The sequence below is a fragment of the Arsenicibacter sp. R0_47 genome (genome assembly GCF_057652235.1).
Genome location: NZ_JBYFCJ010000003.1, coordinates 524,609 through 548,326 on the forward strand (window position 1 = coordinate 524,609; position 23,718 = coordinate 548,326).

Below are 23,718 nucleotides of genomic sequence, written 5' to 3' on the forward strand. Positions count from 1 at the left end.
CACCACTTCGGTGACTCAAAGAAAAGGGTAATCTGACGTATTAAAGCACGCATGGAAAATACATCTAAACGGTATTGGAAGGGTGTAGAAGAACTTCGTAACGATGCAACGTTCGTAAAAAACGCAAACAGCGAATTTTCGAATGTAAACTCGGCCGACGATCTTCTGGGAGGCTCCAACACACAACGCCGTGACTTCCTGAAAGCAATGGGCTTTAGCATCGCTGCCGTATCACTCGCAGCCTGTGAAGCTCCTGTTCGTAAGGCAATTCCTTATCTGAACAAACCGGAATTTACATTCCCGTCAATTTCTGATTACTACGCTTCAACATACGTTGAAGGTGGTGATTATGCTAGTATTCTGGTAGAAACGCGGGAAGGCCGGCCAATTAAAATTGAAGGTAACCCTGCGTCGAGCATTACAAAAGGCGGTACAACTGCCCGGGTGCAGGCGTCGGTTTTGTCGTTATATGACATCGACAAACTGAAAGGACCTAAAAAAGGTGAAGCTGACGCTGACTGGGCAACGGTTGACCGTGAAATTATCAGTCAACTGAACGCAGTAGCTGGCCGTAACGGTGCGATCCGCATTGTTACGTCAACTGTTTTAAGCCCTTCGACGAAAGCTGTTGTTGCTGAATTTGCCGCAAAATACCCGACAGCTCAGCACATTATGTATGATGCCAGCTCCGCGTTCGGTATCGTACAGGCAAACCAGGCGTCGTTCGGTAAGGCTGTAATTCCTTCTTATGATTTCAGTAAGGCAAAAACAATCGTAAGCATCGGTGCTGATTTCCTCGGTACATGGGTTGCTCCGCTTGAATTTGCAAAACCGTATGCGCAGACGCGGAAGCTGAGTGCTACGAAAAAAGAGATGTCACGTCATTATCAGTTTGAGACAATCCTGTCAATGACTGGTTCAAATGCTGACTACCGTGGTACCTACAAGCCTTCGCAGGAAGGACTGGTAGCAGCCGCTCTCTACAATAAAGTAGCCGCAAAACTGGGAGGCTCGCCAATCAGTGCACCGGCTGTGGACATTCGTTATCTGGACAAGGCTGCTGAAGACCTGATCGCTGCACGCGGTTCGGCTCTGGTTGTTGCCGGTTCAAATGATCCGAACGTTCAGATTGTAGTCAATGCGCTGAACAGCCTGCTGGGCAGCTACGGGACAACAATTGACATCAATACACCAATTAACTACCGTCAGGGAAATGACGTGCAGATGAACGCATTTATTGATGCGGCAAAAGCAGGTCAGGTTCAGGCGGTTCTTTTCTTTGGTGCCAACCCGGTTTATGATCACCCGCGTGGTGCTGAACTGGCTCAGGCATTACCAAAAGTACAGCTGTCGGTATCATTTGCTGACCGTGCTGAAGAAACTGCTTCACTGTGTAAGTTCATCACACCGGCTCCTCATTTCCTGGAAAGCTGGGGCGATGCTGAACCAAAAGCCGGCTTCTACAGCCTGATGCAGCCAACCATCACAAATATCTTCAAGACACGCCAGTTTGAGTCAAGCTTATTGACATGGGCCGGCAAGTCAGGTGATTTTGCTGCTTTCCTGAAAGGTTTCTGGCGGACAAACATGTTCCCTAAAGCCGGTGGTGGTTCATTTGAATCATTCTGGGTTAAAGCGCTGAACGATGGTGTGTTTGAACCGGCTAAAGGTGTAGCCGCCACGGGTGCATCCTTCAATGCCGCCAGCCTCGCATCAGCTGCCTCTGCGGTTGCTTCACGCTACAAAGCTGCTAACGACGGTATCGAACTGGCTATCTACGAAACAGTTGCTTTAGGTACAGGCTCATCTGCTAACAACCCTTGGTTACAGGAATTACCTGATCCGGTCTCAAAGGCTTGCTGGGATAACTACGCTGCCATTTCACAGCGTACGGCATCTGAGCTGGGTCTGGAGCAGGGTGATCTGGTAAACGTAACTGTAGATGGTAAGCCGGCTATTGAAGTTCCTGTTCTGGTTCAGCCGGGTCAGGCCGACAAGACAGTTGCCGTTGCAATTGGCTATGGTCGTGAAAAAGCCGGTAAGGCAGCCAATGGCGTTGGAAAGAGCGTCTACCCGCTGGTATCAGTAGCAAACGGTTATGTTGTATTTGCCGGTGTTAGTGCAAAAGTTGAAAAATCAAGCGGTAAACGCGAGATCGCTCAGACACAAACGCACGATACGGTAATGGGCCGCCATGCCGTATTGCAGGAGTCCGTACTGGGTGAATACAAAAAGAACCCGAAAGCCGGCCGCCACGAACCAAAAGTGGTGACGTCTGAAGGCGTTACTGATGCAACAAACATCACATTATGGCATGGCTATGGCAAGCCTAACCACTCATGGGGTATGGTTATTGACCTGAACTCATGTATTGGTTGCGGTGCGTGTGTTGTCGGCTGTAATGCTGAAAATAACATTCAGGTGGTAGGCCGCGACGAAGTAATTATGCGTCGTGAAATGCACTGGATGCGTATCGACCGCTATTACAGCAGCGATGCGGATGTTGAAAGCATGGGCATGATTGCCGGTTTCCAGGCGCTTGAAGTTGCTTCAGAAAATCCTGAAGTTACGTTCCAGCCAATGCTTTGCCAACACTGTACAAACGCTCCGTGTGAGACGGTATGTCCTGTATTGGCAACAACACACAGTACAGAAGGTCTGAACCAGATGACGTACAACCGTTGTGTGGGTACACGTTACTGTGCGAACAACTGTCCTTATAAAGTACGTCGCTTTAACTGGTTCAAGTATTTCGATAACGATAACTTCGATTACCACTTCAATAACGATTTAGGTAAAATGGTTATCAACCCTGACGTTACAGTTCGTTCACGCGGGGTAATCGAAAAATGTTCATTCTGTGTACAACGGATTCAGGAAGGTAAACTGACAGCGAAGAAAGAACGCCGCCGGTTGTTACCTGATGAAGTTCAGACAGCTTGCGCGCAGGCTTGTCCGACAGACGCCATTACGTTTGGTGATATGAACAATCCGGAAAGCAGCATTTCTAAGATTCTGGCTTCAGAAGAGCAGGGTCGTGCTTTCCACGTTCTGGAAGAGATCAACGTCCGGCCGCAGATTTCGTATCTGACTAAAATCCGGAATAAGGATGCTGAGCCTAAAAAAGAGGCGAAAGAGGCTAAAAAAGAAGAACACGCGTAAACCGTATATCGTAAATTAGAAATTTATGTCGCATATCACTTCACCCGTAAGAACTCCGCTTGTCACAGGAGGTAAAACCTACGCTGACGTAACGGAGGATGTGAGCAGACAGGTAGAAGGCCGTCCGACCCGCGAGTGGACCATTGCATTTACTATCTCTGTGATAGTATTGATATACGGTGCCGCGTGCGTATTCTGGACATGGTGGGAAGGTCTGGGTGTCTGGGGTTTGAATAAAACCGTAGGTTGGGCCTGGGATATCACCAACTTCGTATGGTGGGTAGGTATCGGTCACGCCGGTACACTGATCTCTGCCATCTTATTGCTCTTCCGCCAGAAATGGCGGACTGCCGTAAACCGTGCTGCAGAAGCGATGACAATCTTCGCCGTTATCTGTGCTGCGAGTTTCATCCTGATGCACATGGGCCGTCCATGGCTGGCGCTTTGGGCATTACCACTGCCTAACACCTTTGGTTCACTGTGGGTAAACTTCAAGTCACCACTGGTTTGGGACGTATTCGCCATCAGTACGTACTTTACTGTATCGCTTGTGTTCTGGTATATTGGTCTGGTTCCTGACCTGGCTACCATCCGTGACCGTGCGAAGAGCAAAGTATCACGGTATATCTACGGTGCATTCTCATTAGGATGGAACGGATCCGCAAAAACATGGGCTCGTTACGAGTACATCAGTCTGATCCTGGCGGGTCTGTCAACACCACTGGTATTGTCAGTACACACTATTGTATCCTTTGACTTTGCTACCTCTGTTATTCCGGGCTGGCACACAACCATCTTTCCTCCATACTTCGTTGCGGGTGCGATCTTCTCAGGCTTTGCCATGGTGCAGAACCTGATGCTGATTATCCGTGTCGTATTTAAGCTGGAAGATTACATCACATTCGAACACATCGAGTCGATGAACAAGGTTATCACCCTGACTGGTTCGATTGTAGGTGTTGCTTACCTGACAGAGTTCTTTATTGCCTGGTATTCAGGGGTTGAATTTGAAAGCTACGCGTTTATCAACCGTGCTACCGGTCCTTACTGGTGGGCATACTGGGCGATGATGACGTGTAACGTAATCTCGCCGCAGCTGTTCTGGTCGCGCGCAATCCGCCGGAGCGTTGTCTGGACATTCGTTCTGTCAGTTGTTGTAAACATCGGTATGTGGTTCGAACGTTTTGTAATCATTGTAACGTCACTGCACCGTGATTACCTGCCGTCGAGCTGGGCGATGTTCCACCCGACACTGTTCGATATCAGCGACTATATTTTCTCGTTCGGTCTTTTCTTCACGCTTTTCCTGCTGTTCTCGAAATTCCTGCCGGTTGTAAACATGGCTGAAGTGAAGACTGTAATCAAGTCATCGTCTGAAACACTGCCTAAATCAGTATCAGGCGTAGCAAAAGGGGAGCGGGTAACCAAACCAGCATTCAACAAGGATGCTGAATAACAAAACTGAACGGTAGTTAAGACAATGGCAGAATCTCACGGTAGCGCTAGTAAATTTTTAGTCGGCATTTTTGACGATGACGATGTAGTACTTAAGGCCGTAAAAGAAGTGAAGGACGCCGGTGTACGTATTCATGAAGTATACTCACCGTTTCCTATTCACGGTCTGGACGTAGCCTTAGGTCATCCCCGCACACGGATCGGTATTGCCGCATTCATGTTCGGTCTGACAGGTACATTAACGGCCTTAGCGCTGACGATGTATACTGAAAAGCTTGATTGGCCAATGGTGGTTGGTGGTAAAGACTCCTACTCATTTCCGGTATATATCCCGATTATATTTGAGTTGACAGTCTTGTTCTGTGCGCTTGGCATGGTGGGTACATTCATTGTATCCAATGGCCTTGGCCCCACTGTCAAGCCACTGATGTTCGATCTTCGTACAACAGATAACAAGTTTGCAATGGCCATTGATCTGGGCAAAAACAAACTTGATGAAGAGAAGATCGGGCAAATTCTGAAAGCTTCAGGAGCAGCTGAAGTAAACGTTAAACAGTTCTAATCACCAAAATTGGCAATGGCTATCAAGCATATCAGCATATCAGCCCTGGCAATCCTGAGCGTGGTCGTGATGGGAACTTCCTGCAAACGCGGTCATGATGATACGGGTACGGAATTCGCACCGAACATGTACGAACCGGTTGGTTATGAGCCATATAAGCAGACGCGTGAGCACCCATACAACGCTTATGGTCTGAATATGCGCTTACCGGCAAAGGGTACTGTGGCACGGCCGAACTACCATACTTCGTTTGGTACAGGCGACAGCACAGTGAAAGACCTAATGATTTATAACATTCCTGCAGACAGCATCAGCATTGCAGAGCGTGTACTGAAAAATCCGGTTCCATCGAATGAAAAAACGCTGGAAGAAGGAAAGGTTCTGTACGGACGTTACTGCCAGCACTGTCATGGTGAGGGTGGAAAAGGAGATGGCTTAGTAGGCAAGATGTACAAAGGTGTACCAAGTTACTCCGCAGATGCCTATAAGACAATGAACGACGGGCACATCTTCCACGTGATCACAAACGGCAAAGGCCGGATGTGGCCGCATGGCTCGCAGGTGACGCCTGAAGAGCGCTGGAAAATCGTTCACTACGTTCATAAATTACAAGAAGGATAATAGATTATTTCAGGTTTCGGGGTAGTGATGTCAAACCGGCTGAACTGCCCCGAATCAATCGTTCCTGAAATCTAAAACTACTTAATACATTAAAAATGGCATCTGTTCACGCAATACCATCGCTCGACGAACAGTATGAGTTTACAGCAGAATCAAAACGCCGATTAATCATTGGTATTGTTGCTGGTGTAGCTTTGGTTGGTCTTGGCGCATACTTACTGGCATCTGGTGCCGGTAGTCATGAGGCTCATCATGGAGCGGCTCATGCTGCTGCCGGTCACGAGCATGCTGCTGCTCACCATGAGTACAAATGGACGACCCGTCTGTGGGCAAACGTTTGGGTTAATGCAGTTTACTTTACCGGCATTTCTGTTGTCGGTATGTTCTTTTTATCATACAACTACCTGGCACAAGCTGGCTGGTCATCTGCTTTCAAGCGGATTCCTGAAGCTATGCCGGCGTTCCTTCCGGTAACAGGCTTGATCATGCTGGCCGTATTCTTTATCGCCGGTCACGATCTCTTCCACTGGACGCACGAAGGATTGTATGATCCGAACAGCCCTGAATTTGATCCGATCATTAATGGTAAAAAAGGCTTTTTGAATACGCCTTTCTATCTGATCCGGATGGTGGCCTATTTTGGGCTCTGGTATGGTCTGTGGCGTGTACTGCGGAACCTGTCACTACAGGAAGATCTGTATGGCGGGACGGAGTACTATAACAAAAGCATTAAGTTCGGAACGATATTCCTGGTTGTGTTTGGTGTAACATCATCGACCTCTGCCTGGGATTTTGTGATGTCAATCGACACACACTGGTTCTCAACAATGTTTGGCTGGTATACACTGGCAAGCTGGCACGTAACAGGTCTGGCAGTTATGACATTAACTGTCGTGACGCTGAAAGAGCAAGGTTATCTGAAATGGGTTAACCAGAGCCACCTGCATGATCTCGGTAAGTTTATGTTTGCCTTCAGTATTTTCTGGACGTACGTCTGGTTCGCTCAGTTTATGCTGATTTACTACGCTAACTTACCTGAAGAAACAATCTATTACCGTGAGCGTTTCAGCGGTTACGGTGAAAAGTATCTGGTAACATTTTGGGTGAACCTTTTCTTAAACTTTGCGTTCCCATTCCTTGTTTTAATGACAAGAGATGCGAAGCGTACGAACATCTTCCTGAAGATTGCTGCCTGGGGGATTATTGTTGGTCACTATTTTGACTTCTACAATAACATTATGCCTGGTACAGTCGGAGAGCACGGTGGTTTTGGTCCGATTGAATTCGGGATGATCCTGATTTTTGCCTGTGGTTTCATCTGGTCGTTATCGACTCAGCTGACAAAGGCGAATCTGGTTCCGAAAAACCACCCGATGTTAGAAGAGGCATTACACCACGATATTTAACCTGTCGAATTGTATGGTTTATCTTGTAGGCTTATTATCTATAATATTTCTGGCCCTTGCTGCTCTGGTGGTATCCAGAATGGCGGCTGTAGTGCGGAATGTCAACGGCCCTGTTGAAGAAGGCCGCATTGGCATGAGCAACCGTATTAACGGCGCTCTCTTTTTGGTATTTTTTGCACTCGCAATGATCGGCTTCGTTGTATCATTCATGAGTGCAAAACAGTACTTTTTACCTGAAGCCGGTTCAATTCACGGACGCCGGACAGATACACTGTTCTGGGTGTCAATGGGTATCGTAACGGCTGCTTTTGTGGTAACGAACGCCCTCTTGTTTTTCTTTGCGTACAAATACCAGTACCGCGAAGGTAAAAGAGCTTCTTACTATCCGGAAAACCACAAACTGGAGCTTATCTGGACGGTTGTTCCTGCGGTGGTAATGGCAGTAATGGTATTTACAGGCTGGAGAGCTTGGCGGGATATCATGTCGGAAGCTCCTCAGGATGCACAGGTAATCGAAATCGTTGGCAAGCAGTTTAACTGGATTACCCGTTATCCTGGTATTGACGATAACAAACTGGGTGCATACAACTACAAGTTGACAGACAGCAATAACGAAGTCGGCGTTGATTTCAGCGACGAAGCATCGTTTGATGATTTTGTTAACTCGCAGGGTGAGCTGCATATTCCGGTAGGAAAACCGGTACTGCTGAAAATCCGTGCCCGTGACGTACTGCACAGCGTATTCATTCCGCACCTGCGTGTGAAAATGGATGCTGTTCCGGGTATGCCAACCCGTTTCTGGTTTGTTGCAGATAAAACAACGGAAGAAATGCGTAACATTACCGGCAACCCTGACTTTAACTACGAATTAGCCTGTACGGAAGTTTGTGGCCGTGGCCACTTCTCAATGCGTGCTAAAATTGTGGTTGAAGATGAGGCTTCATGGAAAAAATGGTGTTCAGAGCAAAAGCCGTTGTTAACGTCTTATCCTGAATACGCTTCACGGATTCCGGCAAATCTGAAAGCGAAAGCTGCCAAGTATCTGCCAACCGAAACCGCAGCACCTTCAGACAGCACAACAGCATCAACTCAGCAAGGCGGCGCAAGCTCTGCCAGTGTTTCACTTCGATAACTTAACTTAACTAAACCAATAACGATGGCGACTGTCGACACAAGCCTGGTGCATGACGCTCACACACATGAGCACGATCACCATGAGCCACAAAGTTTTTGGCGAACATACGTTTTCTCGGAAGACCACAAGACCATTGCGAAGCAATACCTGATTACAGGTATTTTGTGGGCAGTAATCGGGATCGGTATGTCAATTATATTCCGGCTTCAGTTAGGTTTTCCTAAAATGAGCATGGGTTGGTTGAAGCCAATTCTCGGCGAATGGATAAACGAGTCTAATCAGCTTGACCCCAATTTTTATCTTGCCTTAGTAACAATGCACGGTACCATCATGGTATTCTTTGTATTGACAGCAGGTTTGAGTGGTACATTTTCTAACTTCCTGATTCCGCTTCAGGTAGGTGCGCGTGACATGGCATCAGGCTTCCTGAACATGCTCTCATACTGGTTCTTCTTTATTGCTGGTGTGATTATGTTTGCCTCTCTGCTGATTGAAACAGGTCCAGCCGGTGGCGGTTGGGTAGTTTATCCGCCATTAAGTGCCTTACCACAGGCTAACCCTGGTTCAGGTCTGGGTATGACACTATGGCTGGTGAGTATGGCGCTCTTTATTGTATCACAGCTTTTGGGTGGTATTAACTACATTACAACGGTTATTAACCTGCGTACACGTGGTATGACATTCAGCAAGCTGCCACTAACAATCTGGGCGTTCTTCCTGACAGCTGTACTGGGTCTGATTTCATTCCCGGTTCTGCTTTCAGCGGCCCTGCTGCTGATTTTTGACCGTAGCTTCGGAACAAGCTTTTACCTGTCAGAAATTTACATCAATGGTGAAGCCCTGCCAAACGTTGGCGGCAGCCCGATTCTGTTCCAGCACTTGTTCTGGTTCCTGGGTCACCCTGAGGTTTATATCGTAATGCTTCCTGCATTAGGTATCACATCAGAAATTATTGCGACAAACTCACGTAAACCGATTTTCGGTTACCGTGCTATGATTGCCTCAATGCTGGGTATTGCATTCCTGGCCTTTATCGTATGGGCACACCACATGTTCGTGACGGGTATGAACCCGTTCCTGGGCTCAATTTTCATGTTCCTGACACTGATCATTGCGGTACCGTCTGCGGTAAAAGCGTTCAACTACATTACAACATTGTGGCGCGGTAACATCCGGTTCACGCCGGCGATGTTGTTCTCAATTGGTCTGGTATCCTTCTTTATCTCAGGTGGTGTAACCGGTCTGATTCTGGGTAACTCAGCGCTTGATATTCAGCTACACGATACGTACTTTGTAGTTGCTCACTTCCACTTAGTAATGGGTGCTTCGTCTGCATTTGGTCTACTGGCGGGTGTTTACCACTGGTTCCCTAAAATGTTTGGCCGCATGATGAATGAAAAGCTTGGCTACATTCACTTCTGGTTATCATTTGCCGGTATATACTGCGTATTCTTCCCGATGCACTATACAGGTATCGCTGGTTTCCCACGCCGTTACTATGCTTTCACAAGCTACGAATGGACGAAAACCATCTTTACAGACCTGAATGCGTTTATTTCAATTGCAGCCATTGTATCGTTTGGTGCCCAGTTCATCTTCCTGTTCAACTTCTTCTATAGCCTGTTCCGTGGCCGCAAGGCACCGCAGAACCCATGGAAGTCAAACACCTTGGAGTGGACAACACCTGTCGAGCCGGGTCACGGCAACTGGCCGGGAGAAATCCCAGCTGTGTATCGCTGGCCTTATGATTACAGCAAACCTGGTGCAGCGGATGATTTCATCCCTCAAACCGTTCCATATTCTCAGACTCCGGAATCGAACCTGCCTCATGAAAATGAGCTGATCGCATTCGAGAAAGAGATTGAGGAGGCCGAAAACTTAAATGACCAGTTCCGTCAACCTCACTAATAAGAAGGAACAGCAGTTCCGGAGACTGGCTCTTCTAACCGTTATTATCATCTACCTGGTTATTCTGGCAGGTGGTATCGTTAGAGGAACAGGCTCCGGAATGGGCTGTCCGGATTGGCCCCGATGCTTCGGGCAATGGGTACCTCCAACGGACGTATCGCAACTTCCCTCAAATTACCAGGAGATTTACAGTCACAGAGGATATGCCAATACTGCATTCAACCCTGTAAAAACCTGGATTGAGTACCTGAACCGTCTTTTAGGCGTATTAACGGGTATTTTTATCTTCCTTACCTTCATTACATCAATCCGTTTCTGGAAAAAGGACAGAACAATCACAGTTCTCAGCTTTACTGCATTTTTGCTGGTTGGCTTTGAAGGGTGGTTAGGTGCCAAAGTCGTTTCAAACGTGCTTGCCCCGTGGATTATCACGCTGCATATGCTGTTATCGATTGTTATCGTAGGCATATTGTTGTACGTAACAGCGAGGTCCTACTCAAGTGTGGTTGAGATTGCCAGCCTGAAGCGACGTGAACTGATTAACCGGTTTCTGGTTATCGGGTCACTGGTCCTGCTGGTACAGATACTCCTGGGCACACAGGTCCGCGAGGAAGTAGATTATGTAGCTGAACGGCTCGGAGAAGCCGGAAGGGGTGAATGGGCGGATCATCTTGGGATTAAGTTTATAATCCACCGGTCATTTACCTGGATTGTGGTACTGTCACAACTGGTCTGGTACTGGAATCTGCGCCGGCAGCAGGTCCGTGGACTGGTGCAGACATTAGGGAATGCCATAGTCGGTTTAACAATTGCACAGATTGCTACGGGCATATTACTGGCATATTTCGGTATGCCTGCATTTGGCCAGCCAATGCACCTCACCTTATCGGTGATCACATTGGGGATTCAATTTGTGATGATTTTGTTATTAAATCGGGAGAGGTTCTTTCCCGCAATTTATGATAGCCGGACAAATCCGGGAAAAGCGTTCGCATAATATGATTACGGTTGAGGAGCAGGTAGAGTCATCGCGGCAAAAGTGGAGAGCAAAGTTCAAGGCTTATATTGAACTGTTGAAACTCAGACTGGCAGTAATTGTGGGTTTATCCGGAGCGCTGGGTTATATGCTAGGCGTAGAACAGGATTACCAGGCAGGAATGATTCTGCTCTTCAGCGTGAGCGGTCTGATGATTACCGGAGCAGCCAATGCGACTAATCAAGTACTCGAAATTGAGCTTGACCGGATGATGAAGCGTACCGGCCAGCGGCCGCTGCCGTCAGGAAGGCTGAGTAAACGGAATGCCTTATGGTTTGCCGCAATCCTGCTGTTTATCGGTATTCTGATACAGGCCCTGTATTACAATCCGTTGACTGCTGCCATTTCGTTTATCTCCTATCTGCTGTATAGTTTCGCCTATACACCATTGAAACGGGTTGGACCAATTGCTGTATTTGTGGGAGCAATTCCCGGTGGATTACCACCGTTGATCGGTATCGTTGCGGCAAAAGGAGTTATTGACCTGGAAGCGCTGGTGTTATTTGCTGTACAGTTTGTGTGGCAGTTTCCGCATTTCTGGGCAATTGCCTGGGTACTGGATGAAGATTACAAAAAGGCCGGTTTCCGGTTATTACCATTAAACAAGCCGAAATCGTTAGAAACAGCACTGATTGTGATGGTGTTTACGATGGTATTATTACCGTTAGGCATACTGCCGACACAATTAGGGTTTACCGGCGAAATTGCTGCGTGGGTAACAACGATTTGCGGTATTGCTTTCCTATACCTTAATCTGCGGCTGGTTCGGCAGGGGACTGACAAAAATGCGTTAATATTAATGTTCGGGTCATTTTTGTACCTGCCAATCGTACAGATTGTTTACGTTCTAGACAAGATTTGACATGAATGAGGAGTTAGAAAGCGTAAATTTCATTGAGCAGGAGCCTGAGGAAACATTATCGATGAATCCGCGGAAGTTTATTCTGTGGCTGTTCATTGTAAGTATCATCATGCTTTTTGCCGCCATGACAAGTGCCTATCTGGTGCGGCGTGCCGAAGGTAACTGGCTGGAATATGATATTCCACCTGTTTTTGGGTACAGTACAGCAGTGTTAATTGTAAGTAGTTTAACGATTCACTGGGCATACTGGGCTGCAAAAAAAGATCGGTTCAACACACTGAAGACGGCAATAACTATTACTTTTGTAGCCGGAATGGCCTTTTTATACATGCAGTTTCAAGGTTGGGTCCAACTGGTTGATCAAAAAGTTTTCTTTGTTGGCAACCCGGCCGGGTCCTTTATGTATGTATTTACAGGATTACATGCCTTTCACTTGATTTCAGGACTAATTGTTCTGTTATTTGCACTGAAAGCATCATTTCAGCTTCGTGTCCATGCAAAAAGCTTAGATCAGATTGAGATTGCGGCAACGTATTGGCACTTCCTTGACATTCTTTGGATTTATTTATTCCTGTTTTTGATCTATTTTCATTGATTTAATTTCTGACGCATGGCGGCTACTGTAACGACGGATTCAACCGAAGTGTTCGACAAGAAATCCTGGATGGGTGGGGTTGAGCCTATGAGGGTAAGCTACGGTAAACTGATGATGTGGTTTTTCCTGTTATCAGATACCTTTACCTTTTCAGCCTTACTTGTAACGTATGGCTTAATTCGCTTCAGCTTCCCGGCCTATGATCCGGCAGTACATGGAGCATTTCAGTTCTCAGACCTTTATTGGCCGATTCCGGAGAAGGTCTATAACTCAGTACCGTTCCTGCATGGTGTTGATCTCCCGCTGGTTTTTGTGGGTATCATGACCTTTATCCTGATCTTTAGCAGCGTAACCATGGTATTGGCGGTAGAAGCCGGTCACCGTATGGACCGCGCCTCTGTTGAGAAATACATGCTCTGGACGATTATCGGCGGTTTCGCATTCCTGGGCTGTCAGGCATGGGAGTGGAGCCACTTTATTCACGGAACCGAAAAAGGACGTCTGATAACGGACGTACTGACTGGTGACGTACGTACAATTTTCGGGGCAAATCTGACCGAAAATGAATACGGTCCGGCTGCATTTGCTGATTTGTTTTTCTTTATTACAGGGTTCCACGGTACACACGTATTCAGTGGAGTTGTATTGAATATCCTGATTTTCTACCGTACTGCAACAGGCCTGTATGCCCGTCGCGGACACTATGAAATGGTTGAAAAAGTTGGTCTGTACTGGCACTTTGTAGACCTTGTCTGGGTATTCGTATTTACCTTCTTCTATCTTGTTTAATTGACGATATTCTGAAACATGGCAGGTCATAACTACACACATGATCACGAAGAGGTGGAAATTGCACCTCCACAGACTAAAGCGATCTGGAAAACATTTTATATTCTTGGTGCAATTACGGCACTGGAGTTCCTGATTGCTTTTACGATTCATACAGGACCATTCAAGACGTCTATTTTTATTGGGTTAACCATTGTTAAGGCGTTTTACATCGTAGGCGAGTTTATGCACCTGAAGCACGAAGTAAAAAGCCTGATCTGGGCTGTTCTGCTTCCATGCATGTTCGTTGTCTGGTTATTGGTTGCATTGCTGATCGAAGGAGAATCTATCTTCATGGTCCGTTAAACTATGTCTAAACAGTTTAAAGCCGGGATCCTGCTAGTTGTGCTGGCGGTCCCGGCTTTGTTTTATATCGCCCTGAAAGGTTTAAGTGAAAATCACTATAAACTCAGAAAATACATACCGGTTATTGATTCAACAACCGGCGAACCGATGCGCGGCCGGCAAATCAATGATTTTGGCCAGGAAGTAGAAGATACCCTTTTCCGGAAAGTCAGTACGTTTAACCTGATTGATCAAAGCGGACAGCCGGTAACCAGCGATCTGGTGAAAGATAAAATCCACATCGCGGCATTTTTCTTTACGCGGTGCGGTACCATTTGTCCGAAAATTTCAACGCAGCTCAGCCGTATACAGGAAGTATTCCGGGACCAGAGTAGTATCAGGCTATTGTCATTTTCGGTAGATCCGTTGCATGATACACCGGCAATTATGCAGGCCTATGCGAAAAAATATGACGCCATTACCGGAAAATGGTATTTCCTGACCGGTGATAAAGCGCAGATATATACGTTGGCGCAGCATGGGTATTTTTTGCCGGTTGTTGACAAAGGACTTGATTACGGAAAGCCGGACGAAACTTTTATTCACACCGAAAAAGTTGTGTTAGTGGATAAACAAGGATATATCAGAGGATTTTACGATGGTACAGATAAAGAAGATGTTGATCGGCTGATTCTGGAAACACGTGTCCTGCTGGATATCTACAGCAAACAATAAACCTGCTATGGAAGCAATTCAAACGGAAAAAGAGCAAAAAGCCAACCGATTGATAAACATCTTAGCCATTGCCATTCCGGTTGCGGTGGCCGTATTGCTCGGAATCAGGCAAAAAGTTGACCTTGGAGCATGGACAACCTGGTTGCCTCATGTGAATGGAGTGATCAACTCACTGACATCTGTACTGCTGATTTTCGGGCTGATATTTATCAGACAGCGTAAAATTGAAGCCCACCGGAAAACCATGTTAGCCGCCTTTACACTCGGTTCGGTCTTTCTGGTAAGTTACGTGCTGTACCACCTGTCAAATGAATCAACGCCATTTGGCGGGGAAGGAGCCATCCGTCCGGTTTACTATTTTCTGTTAATATCACACATTGTGTTATCAGTGGTAGTCGTATGGTTTGTGCTGAAGGCGGTGTATTTTGCTACATCGGGTCAGTACGAACGTCACCGGAAAGTAGTAAGATGGGCTTACCCGATCTGGCTATATGTCAGTACAACGGGGGTAATTGTTTATTTACTGATTAAACCATATTACTTGCATTAATATTGATAGCCATGAAACGAATAACAGTTTTCTTATCGGCAGTTATCATATTAGCCGCTAATCTGTCAGCATCAGCACAGTGTGCCATGTGCCGTGGGACAGTAGAGAGTACGGTTAGCAATGGCCGCAGTGTTGTCGCATCTGATTTGAACTTCGGCATTATCTATTTGCTGGCAATTCCATACCTGATGGTGGGAATAGTAGCATTTGTGTGGTACCGGAACAGCCGGAAAGAATATGCAAAACGTCTCGAAATTACAAGCCGTGTCAGAGGGGCTATGTCCCGCCTGTAGAAAGGGTAAGATCTTTGCTGCCCCATTCTATAATCTGAAACGCTTTGATGACATGCATACACATTGTCCGCATTGCGGACTACGGTACGAAATAGAACCTGGGTACTTCTATGGAGCTATGTATGTAAGCTATGCGATATCCGGAGCGATTGCCCTATTAACTGCATTCACGCTCTTCTATTTTGCCGGTGATCCGGACGGATGGGTTTATGTTGGTGTGATTGTGCCCATCATGCTGCTGATCGCGCCGGTTAATTTCAGAATATCAAGGATCGTATGGTTGCATTTTGTGGCAGGTATCCGATACAGACCTGACTTATAAATAGTGAGAAGCCGGAGTTACTAACGACTCCGGCTTTTTTTATAAAAAAACGGATGCCCATGCAACCTTACGGGGAAGATTGAGCATCTTGATAACAAACGGACGGTAAAGCAGCGTTATGTTAAGAATTATACCTTTTTATCCGACAGAAGCTAAACTCGTAACAGCTTTGAAGCGTGGGGAAGCCCGTGCCCAGAAGGTGGTTTATGAGCGATATTCGGGTAGAATGTTGGCAATATGCGTTCGTTATGTTGCCAACAGGGCTGATGCGGAAGAGGTGATGATCGATGGATTCATGAAAATCTATGAAAAAATTGATCAGTTCAGAGAAGAAGGAAGTTTTGAAGGGTGGATGAAACGGGTAATGGTGACCGAATCATTGATGTTTTTACGGAAAAAGAAGGCATGGCGTCAGGAAATCCCGATTGATGAAATGGGCGCCGAACCGGATTATGACTGGGCTGAAACATCGCTGGAATCGGAGGAACTAATGCGGTTAGTAAATCAATTGCCGGATGGCTACCGGACAGTATTTAACCTGTATGCCATTGAAGGTTATTCACATGCCGAAATCGCTGAGATGCTTAAAATCAGCGAAGGCACCTCAAAATCACAGTTAAGCCGCGCACGCTCATTATTACAGGCAGGTTTAAAGAAAATTCAGGAATATCACTATGAAGAAGCATACAGAAAAACAGCCAATTGATGACCTGTTTGCCCGTAAGCTAGGCGATATGTCGATTACACCAGGGGCAAAGTCATGGGACGAACTGCAGCATCGTCTGGGAAATGACAGGACGGCGAGGATTGTGCCCGTATGGTATCGGTATGCCGCTGCGGCAGCCTGTGTTGTGCTGGCAGGCGGAATTGGCTGGAAGCTGTATCCGACAAATGAAACCGGAAAACCGGCAGTGGCGGTAATTACTGAAAAGGCGAATGAAACCGGTATAACCAGTAAGCCACGTACGGCAACAAGCTTGCCGGCGCCTGACAAAATGCCTTTAGCGGTGAATACCGAGACAACACTTGCTGAAAATGAGTCCGGAAGACAAGCTAAAAAGGTGGCCGATAAAGCAGGAACCAGCACTGAAATATCCCGACAGGGAGTTATTATGCCTCAACCTGAGGTTACTGGTATCCCGCAGCCGGTTAAAGGGCCGGTGCCGGAAGAGAACAAAGCGGTGGCAAAGGTTTCGATACCTGTGGAGAAACTGCCGGCAGCCGTACCGGAGACAGTAAAGCCAATGACCGTAGAATCACTGAAACCGGGAATTACTGAAGAGTCTGTGGAGCGGAAACTGGTTGTTGTAATCAATACGCCTGTGCAGACGATACCCAAAGCCGGTGAGGCAGGCGGAATAATTCAACGAGAAGCGCTTAGTCAGCAGGAAAACGCAGAGGACGAAGGTTTGTCAAAAGCCAGTAAACTGTTTAAGAAGCTGAAAAGGATAAAAAGCGGAGAAGCACTGGCATATAAGGGTGAAGCAGGAGATGAAGAGGACGCAGGTCTTATTTCAAGGTTATATGGTAACGTCAGACAGAGTCTGGAGACAAAAAAAGCAAGTAAACAATGAAAGTATATAGCTCACTGGTTGTCGGCCTGATTTGTATCCTGCACGGAGCCGGCGTACTGGCGAAATCGGGTAGTGTGGCGGATTCACTGGTCATTCAGTTCGCAAATAAAACCAGAATTGTCATCCATGCACCGGATAAGGCAGGTATAAAAGCACTGGCTAACTATGATCTGAACAAGGTAATCCGTGATATGGGAGCCAAGCTGGATTCGATTCCGGACGGACAGGAGGCCAGAATCACGATTGAAGGAGCCAATGGTCAGCGGTATCTGCGCGATACGGTGATTGTGGTAACCAAAGATAAAGGCAGGATCAGTGTAACGATAAAAGCGGACAGAGATAGTATAAAGAGTAGCTCACAGACATCTCAGAAAAGCCGGGAAGTTAGCGATAGTAAAGCTGAAAAAGCCCGCAAAAAAGCCACAAGCCTGAACTCATTTACGAGCTTCCAGATCGGGTTAAATACACTGTTGACAGAAACGGAAACGGCAGCCTATCCATCAAACCGTTATGATCTGAAGCCACTGGGTTCGCGCTATTTTGCACTCGGAATAGGACAGCGGCCAACGCTCATTAAAGGAAAGAAAGCCCGTTTAAGTCTGCAGTACGGTATTGAGGTAGCCTGGAATAACTACTCATTTGAGAATGATGTAACCGTTCAGAAAGGGCCGGCACAACTTCAGTTTGTGGATATTCAGGAGGCAGTAAAGCGTACGAAGCTTACAGTTTGTAATGTTCAGTTACCAATTGTACCCAGAGTGAGTTTTTACAATGAATCCGGGAAAAAAATACTGCACATCGGACTGGGTGCCTATGCCGGTTATAGGGTAGACAGCTATTCAAAAATTAAGTTCGAAGACGGATCAAAAAAACGGGATCATGACCGCTATTACACCAATGATCTGCGTTACGGGCTCATGGCTCAGTTAGGGATCGTTAGAACGAACCTTTTTGTTAAGTATGAGTTAAATCCTGTATTTCAGTCTGGAAAAGGACCTGATGTACGAGGACTTAGTTTTGGTGTAAGTCTCTGATAGACAGTAAATTTGTGCGAGAAGCAAAGGGCATGCTCAAAAAAAATGTTGGAAATGAAAACATTTTTTTTGAGCTGGATATTGACAAAAGGCTAAAACCGTGTAATTTTGCAACTCCAAACCGGAACGCGGGTTGGAAATACGAATAAAAAGAGCAGGGGAGTTTCCAGAGTGGCCAAATGGATCAGACTGTAAATCTGCTGGCGTACGCCTTCGGAGGTTCGAATCCTCCACTCCCCACAACGCTTTTACTGTCCGGCGGTGATAGTACTAAACAGTCGGAAAACCGGAAGCAGACATAAATGCGGGAGTAGCTCAGTTGGTAGAGCGATAGCCTTCCAAGCTATAGGTCGCGAGTTCGAACCTCGTCTCCCGCTCTACGACAAAAAGTTGTACAGTGTAAAATGAAAAATGCTACTCATTAATCATTATACATTGTACATTTTTATGTTCGCCTTCTTAGCTCAGGGGTAGAGCACTTCCTTGGTAAGGAAGAGGTCGTCGGTTCAAATCCGATAGAAGGCTCCAGCCATCGGACGCGTTGATTTGCCCCGTTCGGGAAGAACAGTAAAATGTTCTGCTCAGGCCTACGGAAAAGTGCTCATCAGGGCACTTTCTTGTTTCTCAGCAAATTCAAAAATAAACTAATAGTTAATTCTTTAAGCGTTTTTTAACGTTTTTAAACATGGCAAAAGAGAACTTTGACCGCTCCAAACCGCACGTAAACATCGGTACAATCGGTCACGTTGACCACGGCAAAACGACGCTGACGGCTGCCATTACGAAAGTTTTGGCGGAAAAAGGTCTAGCCGCAGTTCGGGACTTCTCCTCAATTGACAATGCACCTGAAGAGAAAGAACGTGGTATTACCATCAATACTTCTCACGTAGAATACCAGACTGCTAACCGTCACTACGCACACGTCGACTGTCCTGGTCACGCTGACTATGTGAAAAACATGGTTACTGGTGCCGCTCAGATGGACGGTGCTATCCTGGTAGTTGCTGCAACTGACGGTCCGATGCCACAAACGCGTGAGCACATCCTGCTTGCCCGTCAGGTAGGTGTACCTCAGCTGGTTGTGTTCATGAACAAAGTGGACATGGTGGATGATCCGGAACTGCTTGAACTGGTAGAAATGGAAATCCGCGAACTGTTGAGCTTCTATGAATTCGACGGTGACAACATTCCGGTTATCCAGGGTTCTGCACTGGGTGGTCTGAATGGCGACGCGAAATGGGTTGCTACAATCGACGAGCTGATGGCTGCTGTTGATAGCTTCATTCCACTTCCTCCACGTCAGACTGATCTGCCATTCCTGATGCCAATCGAAGACGTATTCTCGATCACTGGTCGTGGTACTGTTGCAACTGGCCGTATCGAGCGTGGTATCATCAACTCAGGCGAGCAGGTTGAAATCCTGGGTATGGGCGCTGAGAACCTGAAGTCAGTTGTAACTGGTGTTGAAATGTTCCGGAAAATTCTGGACCGTGGTGAAGCTGGTGACAACGTAGGTCTTCTGTTGCGTGGTATTGAGAAAACCGATATCCGTCGTGGTATGGTTATCTGTAAGCCAAACTCAGTAAAACCACACGCTAAATTCAAAGCTGAGGTTTACGTTCTGTCAAAAGAAGAAGGTGGCCGTCACACGCCGTTCTTCAACAAATACCGTCCTCAGTTCTACTTCCGTACAACTGACGTAACTGGCGAGATCAAATTGCCGGATGGCGTAGAGATGGTTATGCCTGGTGATAACATCACTATCGAAGTAACGCTGATCAACCAGATCGCTATGGAGAAAGGTCTTCGTTTCGCGATCCGCGAAGGTGGCCGTACTGTAGGTGCCGGTCAGGTAACTGAGATCATCGAATAATATTATTTGAAACAAGTGCATTATCGAAAGATGGTGCACTTGTTTTTTTATAATTAATTAGTAATTTTGCAGTCCGTTTCAACGGGCAATATAAGAGGAAAGAGATTTCTACCGGCTTTCTTCACAATCTACGGGTGTAGTTCAAGGGTAGAATAGCGGTCTCCAAAACCGTTGATGGGAGTTCGAATCTCTCCACCCGTGCAAATCCTTTTACAGATGGACAAGTTTATTTCGTTTCTGAAAGACTCCTGGGAGGAGTTTCAGCACAATGTCACTTGGCCAAAATTTAGTGAGCTACAGGCCAGTTCTACTCTGGTTCTAGTGGCTTCATTAGTTTTTGCGATGGTCGTTGGTCTGATCGATTTCTTGTTTGAGAATGCACTGAATGCCTTTTATCAGTCGTTCTAAACTGATTTACGAATAACGGTTACGGGTGTATTAACGCGGTAATCGTAAGTCCAAAATCAACATTATTATGAGCAACGGCATTAATTGGTATGTCATCCGGGCGGTATCAGGGCAGGAGAAAAAAATTAAATCCTACCTGGATAACGAAATTATTCGGCAAAAGTTAGACGAAGTTATTCCGCAGGTATTAATTCCTGCAGAAAAGGTATATGAAATGCGTAACGGTAAGAAGCGCATTCGGGAAAAATCATTCTTCCCTGGCTATATCCTGATTTCGGCTGATCTGTCAAATAACCGTGCGCTTGACCTGATCACAAACATGCCCGGTGTTCTTGGTTTTTTAGGCAACACAAGCGGTACCACAAAGATACCTGTTCCACTGCGTCAGGCAGAAGTTAACCGGATTCTGGGTAAAGTGGATGAAGAAACGCAGGAAGTTGCCGCACCAACCGTACAGTTCCTGAAAGGTGAATCTGTAAAGGTAATTGACGGACCGTTCAGTGGTTTCGTTGGTACAGTAGAAGAGGTATTCGATGACCGTAAAAAATTAAACGTTGTTGTTAAGATTTTTGGCCGGAATACCCCTGTTGAATTGAGTTACGCACAAGTAGATAAAGAAAGCTAGGTTAATCCTTGTTTTCCGTTTATTGTTCAGGCTTCCCTCTGGAATGATAAACACAAATTGAGTCTGTTTAAAGACACAAGAAAATGGCAAAAGAAGTAGGTGGCTACGTAAAGTTGCAGGTAAAAGGCGGTCAAGCTAACCCTTCACCTCCGATCGGTCCGGCTCTGGGTTCCAAAGGTCTTAACATCATGGAATTCTGCAAGCAGTTCAACGGCCGTACGCAGGATAAGATGGGCATGATCTTGCCGGTGTTGATTACTTATTACAAAGACAAGACATTTGACTTTGTAATCAAGACTCCGCCGGCGCCCGTTCTGTTGAAAGAAGCAGCCAAGGTTAAAGGTGGTTCAGCTCAGCCAAACCGTACAAAGGTTGGTTCAGTATCGTGGGATCAGGTAAAGCAAATCGCTGAGACGAAAATGCCGGACCTGAACTGCTTTACAGTTGAGTCTGCAATGCGCATGATCGCTGGTACAGCTCGCAGCATGGGGATCACAGTGTCGGGTACCGCTCCCTGGGACAACCAGTAAGCCAAACGCAATTTACGAGACATGGCTAAGTTGACAAAAAAACAAAAGGAAGCTTTATCGAAGTATGATGCTGCCAAGGAATATTCGCTGCTGCAAGCTGCTGATATCCTGAAGCAGATTTCATACACGAAATTTGACTCTTCCGTAGATATTGACGTTCGGTTGGGCGTTGATCCGCGTAAAGCTGACCAGATGGTTCGTGGCGTTGCTACGTTACCTCACGGTACAGGTAAAACGGTTCGCGTACTGGTACTTTGTACACCGGACAAGGAGCAAGAAGCGAAAGACGCTGGTGCTGACTTCGTTGGCTTAGATGACTATATTCAGAAGATTGAAAAAGGCTGGACAGACGTAGACGTGATCATCACGATGCCTAACGTCATGGCTAAAGTTGGTCGTCTGGGACGTATTCTGGGTCCGCGCGGTTTGATGCCAAACCCTAAATCGGGCACGGTAACACTGGAAGTTGGCAACGCTGTACGTGAAGTAAAAGCTGGTAAAATCGACTTCAAAGTTGATAAAACCGGTATCATTCACACGAGCATTGGCAAGGTATCTTTCGATCCGGAGAAAATTGCTGAAAACGCACAGGAAATCATCGCTACGCTGTTACGTCTGAAGCCATCATCGGCTAAAGGTACTTACGTAAAATCGATTCACCTGTCAAGCACAATGAGTCCGGGCGTAATCATTGACAAAAGCACAGTAGTTGGAATTTAATCATGACACGGGAGGAAAAAGGAGTAATCATTGAGGAATTGGCTCAGAAGTTTCAGACCATTCCTTTCTTCTATATCACCGAAGCCAGTGGCATGACGGTTGACCAGGTCAACCAACTCCGCCGCATGTGCTTTGAACGTGGTATCGAGTACAAAGTGGTGAAGAATACCTTCATCAAAAAAGCACTTGAAACAGTTGCCGGAGCGGATTTTACTCCGTTTAACGATACGGTTCTGAAGGGTCAGTCGGGCGTAATGTTCCATGCTGAAAACCAGAAAGCACCGGCGCAGTTGATCAAAGAGTTTCGTAAAACGAATGATAAACTGCAACTAAAAGGAGCTTCGATCGATGCAAGCCTGTTTATCGGCGCAGATCAGCTGGATACATTAATCTCGCTGAAGAGCCGTCAGGAGTTGATCGGCGATATCGTTGGCTTACTGCAGTCACCTGCGAAGAATGTGCTTTCAGCCCTTCAGAGCAGCGGCGGCAAACTGGCCGGCATCCTCAAAACGCTTTCAGAGCGCGAGGAAGCATAAGCGTAAGACAGTCAGTCGTACTGCTCTTACCAGTGCAAAACAATACTCGTGGCTCAAACAAGAAAGCCACAAAATCTAACAAAATCGTAAAACAATTTAATCAAGAATACTAAAATGGCAGATTTGAAAGCGTTCGCTGAGCAGCTTGTAAACCTGACAGTGAAAGAAGTTAACGAACTGGCAGCTATCCTGAAAGATGAGTATGGCATCGAACCGGCTGCTGCTGCTCCGGTAATGGTAGCTGGTGGTGCAGGTGGTGGCGATGCTGCTGCAGCCGCTCCTGAGAAAACTTCATTCGACGTGATCCTGAAGGCTCCGGGTGCCGGTAAACTGGCTGTTGTGAAGCTGGTTAAAGATCTGACAGGTCTGGGCCTGAAAGAAGCGAAAGAATTAGTTGACAGCTCTCCTAAGCCTTTGAAAGAAGGCGTGTCGAAAGACGAAGCTGAAGCGCTGAAGAAACAACTGGAAGAAGCTGGTGCTGAAGTAGAAATTAAATAATTTCAGCCCTATTTCTGATATCACTCCAAGTAGAGGAGGCCTGGCCAACGTCAGGTCTTTTCTGCTTGGAGGCTTTTTTGTCTATGAAAGTTCGTGTCAGTAAACTATTTTAAGTTACTGCACGTTGTTCCTTTATGCCCCCTCGGGACGGGTGACGTCTGGGGC

26 protein-coding genes and 4 tRNA genes are annotated in these 23,718 nt (G+C 46.5%); all 30 read left to right on the forward strand.

Annotated features, from left to right (window positions below):
- The first annotated feature begins 51 nt into the window (after window positions 1–51).
- The 30 genes from AC23NW_RS08300 (at window position 52) to rplL (ending at window position 23,553) form a co-directional block, all read left to right on the forward strand.
- Window positions 52–3,162 carry a TAT-variant-translocated molybdopterin oxidoreductase gene (locus tag AC23NW_RS08300; RefSeq protein WP_293834162.1) on the forward strand — a complete coding sequence of 1,037 codons (3,111 nt, stop codon included), beginning with the start codon at window positions 52–54 and terminating at the stop codon, window positions 3,160–3,162.
- A gap of 25 nt (window positions 3,163–3,187) precedes the next feature.
- On the forward strand, window positions 3,188–4,618 hold the full coding sequence (gene nrfD / locus AC23NW_RS08305; RefSeq protein WP_071503373.1) for an NrfD/PsrC family molybdoenzyme membrane anchor subunit: 1,431 nt from the start codon (window positions 3,188–3,190) through the stop codon (window positions 4,616–4,618).
- 24 nt (window positions 4,619–4,642) lie between these two features.
- A complete protein-coding gene (locus AC23NW_RS08310; RefSeq protein WP_293834161.1) occupies window positions 4,643–5,179 on the forward strand; it encodes a DUF3341 domain-containing protein in 537 nt (178 codons plus the stop codon).
- Between the two features lie 15 nt (window positions 5,180–5,194).
- Entirely contained in the window at window positions 5,195–5,800 is a 606-nt protein-coding gene (locus AC23NW_RS08315) for a c-type cytochrome (protein ID WP_293834160.1), read from the forward strand.
- Between the two features lie 95 nt (window positions 5,801–5,895).
- Window positions 5,896–7,206, forward strand: a complete 1,311-nt coding sequence (locus AC23NW_RS08320; protein WP_487448827.1) for a quinol:cytochrome C oxidoreductase — start codon at window positions 5,896–5,898, stop codon at window positions 7,204–7,206.
- Window positions 7,207–7,219: 13 nt separating this feature from the next.
- The gene (locus AC23NW_RS08325) at window positions 7,220–8,338 is read left to right on the forward strand and encodes a cytochrome c oxidase subunit II (protein ID WP_487448828.1); all 1,119 of its coding nucleotides are present in this window, start codon (window positions 7,220–7,222) and stop codon (window positions 8,336–8,338) included.
- Between the two features lie 24 nt (window positions 8,339–8,362).
- The gene (locus AC23NW_RS08330) at window positions 8,363–10,249 is read left to right on the forward strand and encodes a cytochrome c oxidase subunit I (RefSeq protein WP_487448829.1); all 1,887 of its coding nucleotides are present in this window, start codon (window positions 8,363–8,365) and stop codon (window positions 10,247–10,249) included.
- Complete coding sequence (locus AC23NW_RS08335; RefSeq protein ID WP_293834156.1) at window positions 10,224–11,246, forward strand: COX15/CtaA family protein; 1,023 nt, start codon at window positions 10,224–10,226, stop codon at window positions 11,244–11,246. Before AC23NW_RS08330 ends, AC23NW_RS08335 begins: the two co-directional genes overlap by 26 nt.
- Before the next feature lies 1 nt (window position 11,247).
- Window positions 11,248–12,147: a heme o synthase gene (cyoE, locus tag AC23NW_RS08340; RefSeq protein ID WP_487448831.1), complete on the forward strand. Its 900-nt coding sequence runs from the start codon at window positions 11,248–11,250 to the stop codon at window positions 12,145–12,147.
- Window position 12,148: 1 nt separating this feature from the next.
- The gene (locus tag AC23NW_RS08345; RefSeq protein ID WP_293834154.1) at window positions 12,149–12,742 is read left to right on the forward strand and encodes a cytochrome c oxidase subunit 3; all 594 of its coding nucleotides are present in this window, start codon (window positions 12,149–12,151) and stop codon (window positions 12,740–12,742) included.
- A 15-nt stretch (window positions 12,743–12,757) separates the two neighbouring features.
- On the forward strand, window positions 12,758–13,531 hold the full coding sequence (locus AC23NW_RS08350; protein ID WP_293834153.1) for a cytochrome c oxidase subunit 3: 774 nt from the start codon (window positions 12,758–12,760) through the stop codon (window positions 13,529–13,531).
- Between the two features lie 18 nt (window positions 13,532–13,549).
- Window positions 13,550–13,876, forward strand: a complete 327-nt coding sequence (locus AC23NW_RS08355; protein ID WP_293834152.1) for a cytochrome C oxidase subunit IV family protein — start codon at window positions 13,550–13,552, stop codon at window positions 13,874–13,876.
- Window positions 13,877–13,879: 3 nt separating this feature from the next.
- Window positions 13,880–14,590 (forward strand): SCO family protein, encoded by a 711-nt coding sequence (locus tag AC23NW_RS08360; protein WP_487448834.1) that lies wholly within the window; start codon window positions 13,880–13,882, stop codon window positions 14,588–14,590.
- Between the two features lie 7 nt (window positions 14,591–14,597).
- On the forward strand, window positions 14,598–15,140 hold the full coding sequence (locus AC23NW_RS08365; protein ID WP_487448835.1) for a DUF420 domain-containing protein: 543 nt from the start codon (window positions 14,598–14,600) through the stop codon (window positions 15,138–15,140).
- Window positions 15,141–15,151: 11 nt separating this feature from the next.
- The gene (locus AC23NW_RS08370; protein WP_487448836.1) at window positions 15,152–15,433 is read left to right on the forward strand and encodes a hypothetical protein; all 282 of its coding nucleotides are present in this window, start codon (window positions 15,152–15,154) and stop codon (window positions 15,431–15,433) included.
- A 52-nt stretch (window positions 15,434–15,485) separates the two neighbouring features.
- The gene (locus tag AC23NW_RS08375) at window positions 15,486–15,755 is read left to right on the forward strand and encodes a DUF983 domain-containing protein (protein WP_293834148.1); all 270 of its coding nucleotides are present in this window, start codon (window positions 15,486–15,488) and stop codon (window positions 15,753–15,755) included.
- A gap of 118 nt (window positions 15,756–15,873) precedes the next feature.
- On the forward strand, window positions 15,874–16,461 hold the full coding sequence (locus AC23NW_RS08380; protein ID WP_293834147.1) for an RNA polymerase sigma factor: 588 nt from the start codon (window positions 15,874–15,876) through the stop codon (window positions 16,459–16,461).
- Window positions 16,430–17,329: a hypothetical protein gene (locus AC23NW_RS08385; protein ID WP_487448838.1), complete on the forward strand. Its 900-nt coding sequence runs from the start codon at window positions 16,430–16,432 to the stop codon at window positions 17,327–17,329. Before AC23NW_RS08380 ends, AC23NW_RS08385 begins: the two co-directional genes overlap by 32 nt.
- The gene (locus AC23NW_RS08390; protein ID WP_487448839.1) at window positions 17,326–18,363 is read left to right on the forward strand and encodes an outer membrane beta-barrel protein; all 1,038 of its coding nucleotides are present in this window, start codon (window positions 17,326–17,328) and stop codon (window positions 18,361–18,363) included. The genes AC23NW_RS08385 and AC23NW_RS08390 overlap by 4 nt, the downstream gene beginning before the upstream one ends.
- A 157-nt stretch (window positions 18,364–18,520) precedes the next feature.
- A tRNA-Tyr gene (locus AC23NW_RS08395) sits at window positions 18,521–18,603 on the forward strand.
- Window positions 18,604–18,667: 64 nt separating this feature from the next.
- Window positions 18,668–18,740 (forward strand) — tRNA-Gly (locus AC23NW_RS08400).
- A gap of 76 nt (window positions 18,741–18,816) precedes the next feature.
- Window positions 18,817–18,891, forward strand: a tRNA-Thr gene (locus AC23NW_RS08405).
- Between the two features lie 157 nt (window positions 18,892–19,048).
- On the forward strand, window positions 19,049–20,236 hold the full coding sequence (gene tuf, locus AC23NW_RS08410; protein WP_293844101.1) for an elongation factor Tu: 1,188 nt from the start codon (window positions 19,049–19,051) through the stop codon (window positions 20,234–20,236).
- A gap of 130 nt (window positions 20,237–20,366) precedes the next feature.
- Window positions 20,367–20,437: transfer RNA gene (locus tag AC23NW_RS08415), tRNA-Trp, on the forward strand.
- Between the two features lie 15 nt (window positions 20,438–20,452).
- Window positions 20,453–20,644, forward strand: a complete 192-nt coding sequence (secE, locus tag AC23NW_RS08420) for a preprotein translocase subunit SecE (protein WP_293844104.1) — start codon at window positions 20,453–20,455, stop codon at window positions 20,642–20,644.
- A 67-nt stretch (window positions 20,645–20,711) separates the two neighbouring features.
- The gene (gene nusG / locus AC23NW_RS08425; RefSeq protein ID WP_293844098.1) at window positions 20,712–21,269 is read left to right on the forward strand and encodes a transcription termination/antitermination protein NusG; all 558 of its coding nucleotides are present in this window, start codon (window positions 20,712–20,714) and stop codon (window positions 21,267–21,269) included.
- Between the two features lie 83 nt (window positions 21,270–21,352).
- Window positions 21,353–21,799: a 50S ribosomal protein L11 gene (gene rplK / locus AC23NW_RS08430; RefSeq protein WP_293844095.1), complete on the forward strand. Its 447-nt coding sequence runs from the start codon at window positions 21,353–21,355 to the stop codon at window positions 21,797–21,799.
- A gap of 21 nt (window positions 21,800–21,820) precedes the next feature.
- Window positions 21,821–22,519, forward strand: coding sequence for a 50S ribosomal protein L1 (gene rplA, locus AC23NW_RS08435; RefSeq protein ID WP_293844092.1), 699 nt, complete (start codon window positions 21,821–21,823; stop codon window positions 22,517–22,519).
- A 2-nt stretch (window positions 22,520–22,521) separates the two neighbouring features.
- A complete protein-coding gene (gene rplJ / locus AC23NW_RS08440; RefSeq protein ID WP_293844089.1) occupies window positions 22,522–23,055 on the forward strand; it encodes a 50S ribosomal protein L10 in 534 nt (177 codons plus the stop codon).
- Between the two features lie 114 nt (window positions 23,056–23,169).
- On the forward strand, window positions 23,170–23,553 hold the full coding sequence (rplL, locus tag AC23NW_RS08445) for a 50S ribosomal protein L7/L12 (protein ID WP_293844086.1): 384 nt from the start codon (window positions 23,170–23,172) through the stop codon (window positions 23,551–23,553).
- Window positions 23,554–23,718: the final 165 nt, after the last annotated feature.

Excerpts from the sequence above, each read along its gene's own strand:
- AC23NW_RS08330 (WP_487448829.1), top strand. The coding sequence starts at position 8,363 with ATGGCGACTGTCGACACAAGCCTGGTGCATGACGCTCACACACATGAG.
- nusG (WP_293844098.1), top strand. The coding sequence starts at position 20,712 with ATGAGCAACGGCATTAATTGGTATGTCATCCGGGCGGTATCAGGGCAG.
- AC23NW_RS08390 (WP_487448839.1), top strand. The coding sequence starts at position 17,326 with ATGAAAGTATATAGCTCACTGGTTGTCGGCCTGATTTGTATCCTGCAC.
- AC23NW_RS08365 (WP_487448835.1), top strand. The coding sequence starts at position 14,598 with ATGGAAGCAATTCAAACGGAAAAAGAGCAAAAAGCCAACCGATTGATA.
- AC23NW_RS08355 (WP_293834152.1), top strand. The coding sequence starts at position 13,550 with ATGGCAGGTCATAACTACACACATGATCACGAAGAGGTGGAAATTGCA.
- AC23NW_RS08380 (WP_293834147.1), top strand. The coding sequence starts at position 15,874 with ATGTTAAGAATTATACCTTTTTATCCGACAGAAGCTAAACTCGTAACA.
- cyoE (WP_487448831.1), top strand. The coding sequence starts at position 11,248 with ATGATTACGGTTGAGGAGCAGGTAGAGTCATCGCGGCAAAAGTGGAGA.
- nrfD (WP_071503373.1), top strand. The coding sequence starts at position 3,188 with ATGTCGCATATCACTTCACCCGTAAGAACTCCGCTTGTCACAGGAGGT.
- AC23NW_RS08375 (WP_293834148.1), top strand. The coding sequence starts at position 15,486 with ATGCATACACATTGTCCGCATTGCGGACTACGGTACGAAATAGAACCT.
- rplK (WP_293844095.1), top strand. The coding sequence starts at position 21,353 with ATGGCAAAAGAAGTAGGTGGCTACGTAAAGTTGCAGGTAAAAGGCGGT.
- secE (WP_293844104.1), top strand. The coding sequence starts at position 20,453 with ATGGACAAGTTTATTTCGTTTCTGAAAGACTCCTGGGAGGAGTTTCAG.
- AC23NW_RS08335 (WP_293834156.1), top strand. The coding sequence starts at position 10,224 with ATGACCAGTTCCGTCAACCTCACTAATAAGAAGGAACAGCAGTTCCGG.
- AC23NW_RS08310 (WP_293834161.1), top strand. The coding sequence starts at position 4,643 with ATGGCAGAATCTCACGGTAGCGCTAGTAAATTTTTAGTCGGCATTTTT.
- AC23NW_RS08370 (WP_487448836.1), top strand. The coding sequence starts at position 15,152 with ATGAAACGAATAACAGTTTTCTTATCGGCAGTTATCATATTAGCCGCT.
- tuf (WP_293844101.1), top strand. The coding sequence starts at position 19,049 with ATGGCAAAAGAGAACTTTGACCGCTCCAAACCGCACGTAAACATCGGT.
- AC23NW_RS08385 (WP_487448838.1), top strand. The coding sequence starts at position 16,430 with ATGAAGAAGCATACAGAAAAACAGCCAATTGATGACCTGTTTGCCCGT.
- AC23NW_RS08360 (WP_487448834.1), top strand. The coding sequence starts at position 13,880 with ATGTCTAAACAGTTTAAAGCCGGGATCCTGCTAGTTGTGCTGGCGGTC.
- rplA (WP_293844092.1), top strand. The coding sequence starts at position 21,821 with ATGGCTAAGTTGACAAAAAAACAAAAGGAAGCTTTATCGAAGTATGAT.
- AC23NW_RS08300 (WP_293834162.1), top strand. The coding sequence starts at position 52 with ATGGAAAATACATCTAAACGGTATTGGAAGGGTGTAGAAGAACTTCGT.
- rplJ (WP_293844089.1), top strand. The coding sequence starts at position 22,522 with ATGACACGGGAGGAAAAAGGAGTAATCATTGAGGAATTGGCTCAGAAG.
- AC23NW_RS08325 (WP_487448828.1), top strand. The coding sequence starts at position 7,220 with ATGGTTTATCTTGTAGGCTTATTATCTATAATATTTCTGGCCCTTGCT.
- rplL (WP_293844086.1), top strand. The coding sequence starts at position 23,170 with ATGGCAGATTTGAAAGCGTTCGCTGAGCAGCTTGTAAACCTGACAGTG.
- AC23NW_RS08315 (WP_293834160.1), top strand. The coding sequence starts at position 5,195 with ATGGCTATCAAGCATATCAGCATATCAGCCCTGGCAATCCTGAGCGTG.
- AC23NW_RS08320 (WP_487448827.1), top strand. The coding sequence starts at position 5,896 with ATGGCATCTGTTCACGCAATACCATCGCTCGACGAACAGTATGAGTTT.
- AC23NW_RS08345 (WP_293834154.1), top strand. The coding sequence starts at position 12,149 with ATGAATGAGGAGTTAGAAAGCGTAAATTTCATTGAGCAGGAGCCTGAG.
- AC23NW_RS08350 (WP_293834153.1), top strand. The coding sequence starts at position 12,758 with ATGGCGGCTACTGTAACGACGGATTCAACCGAAGTGTTCGACAAGAAA.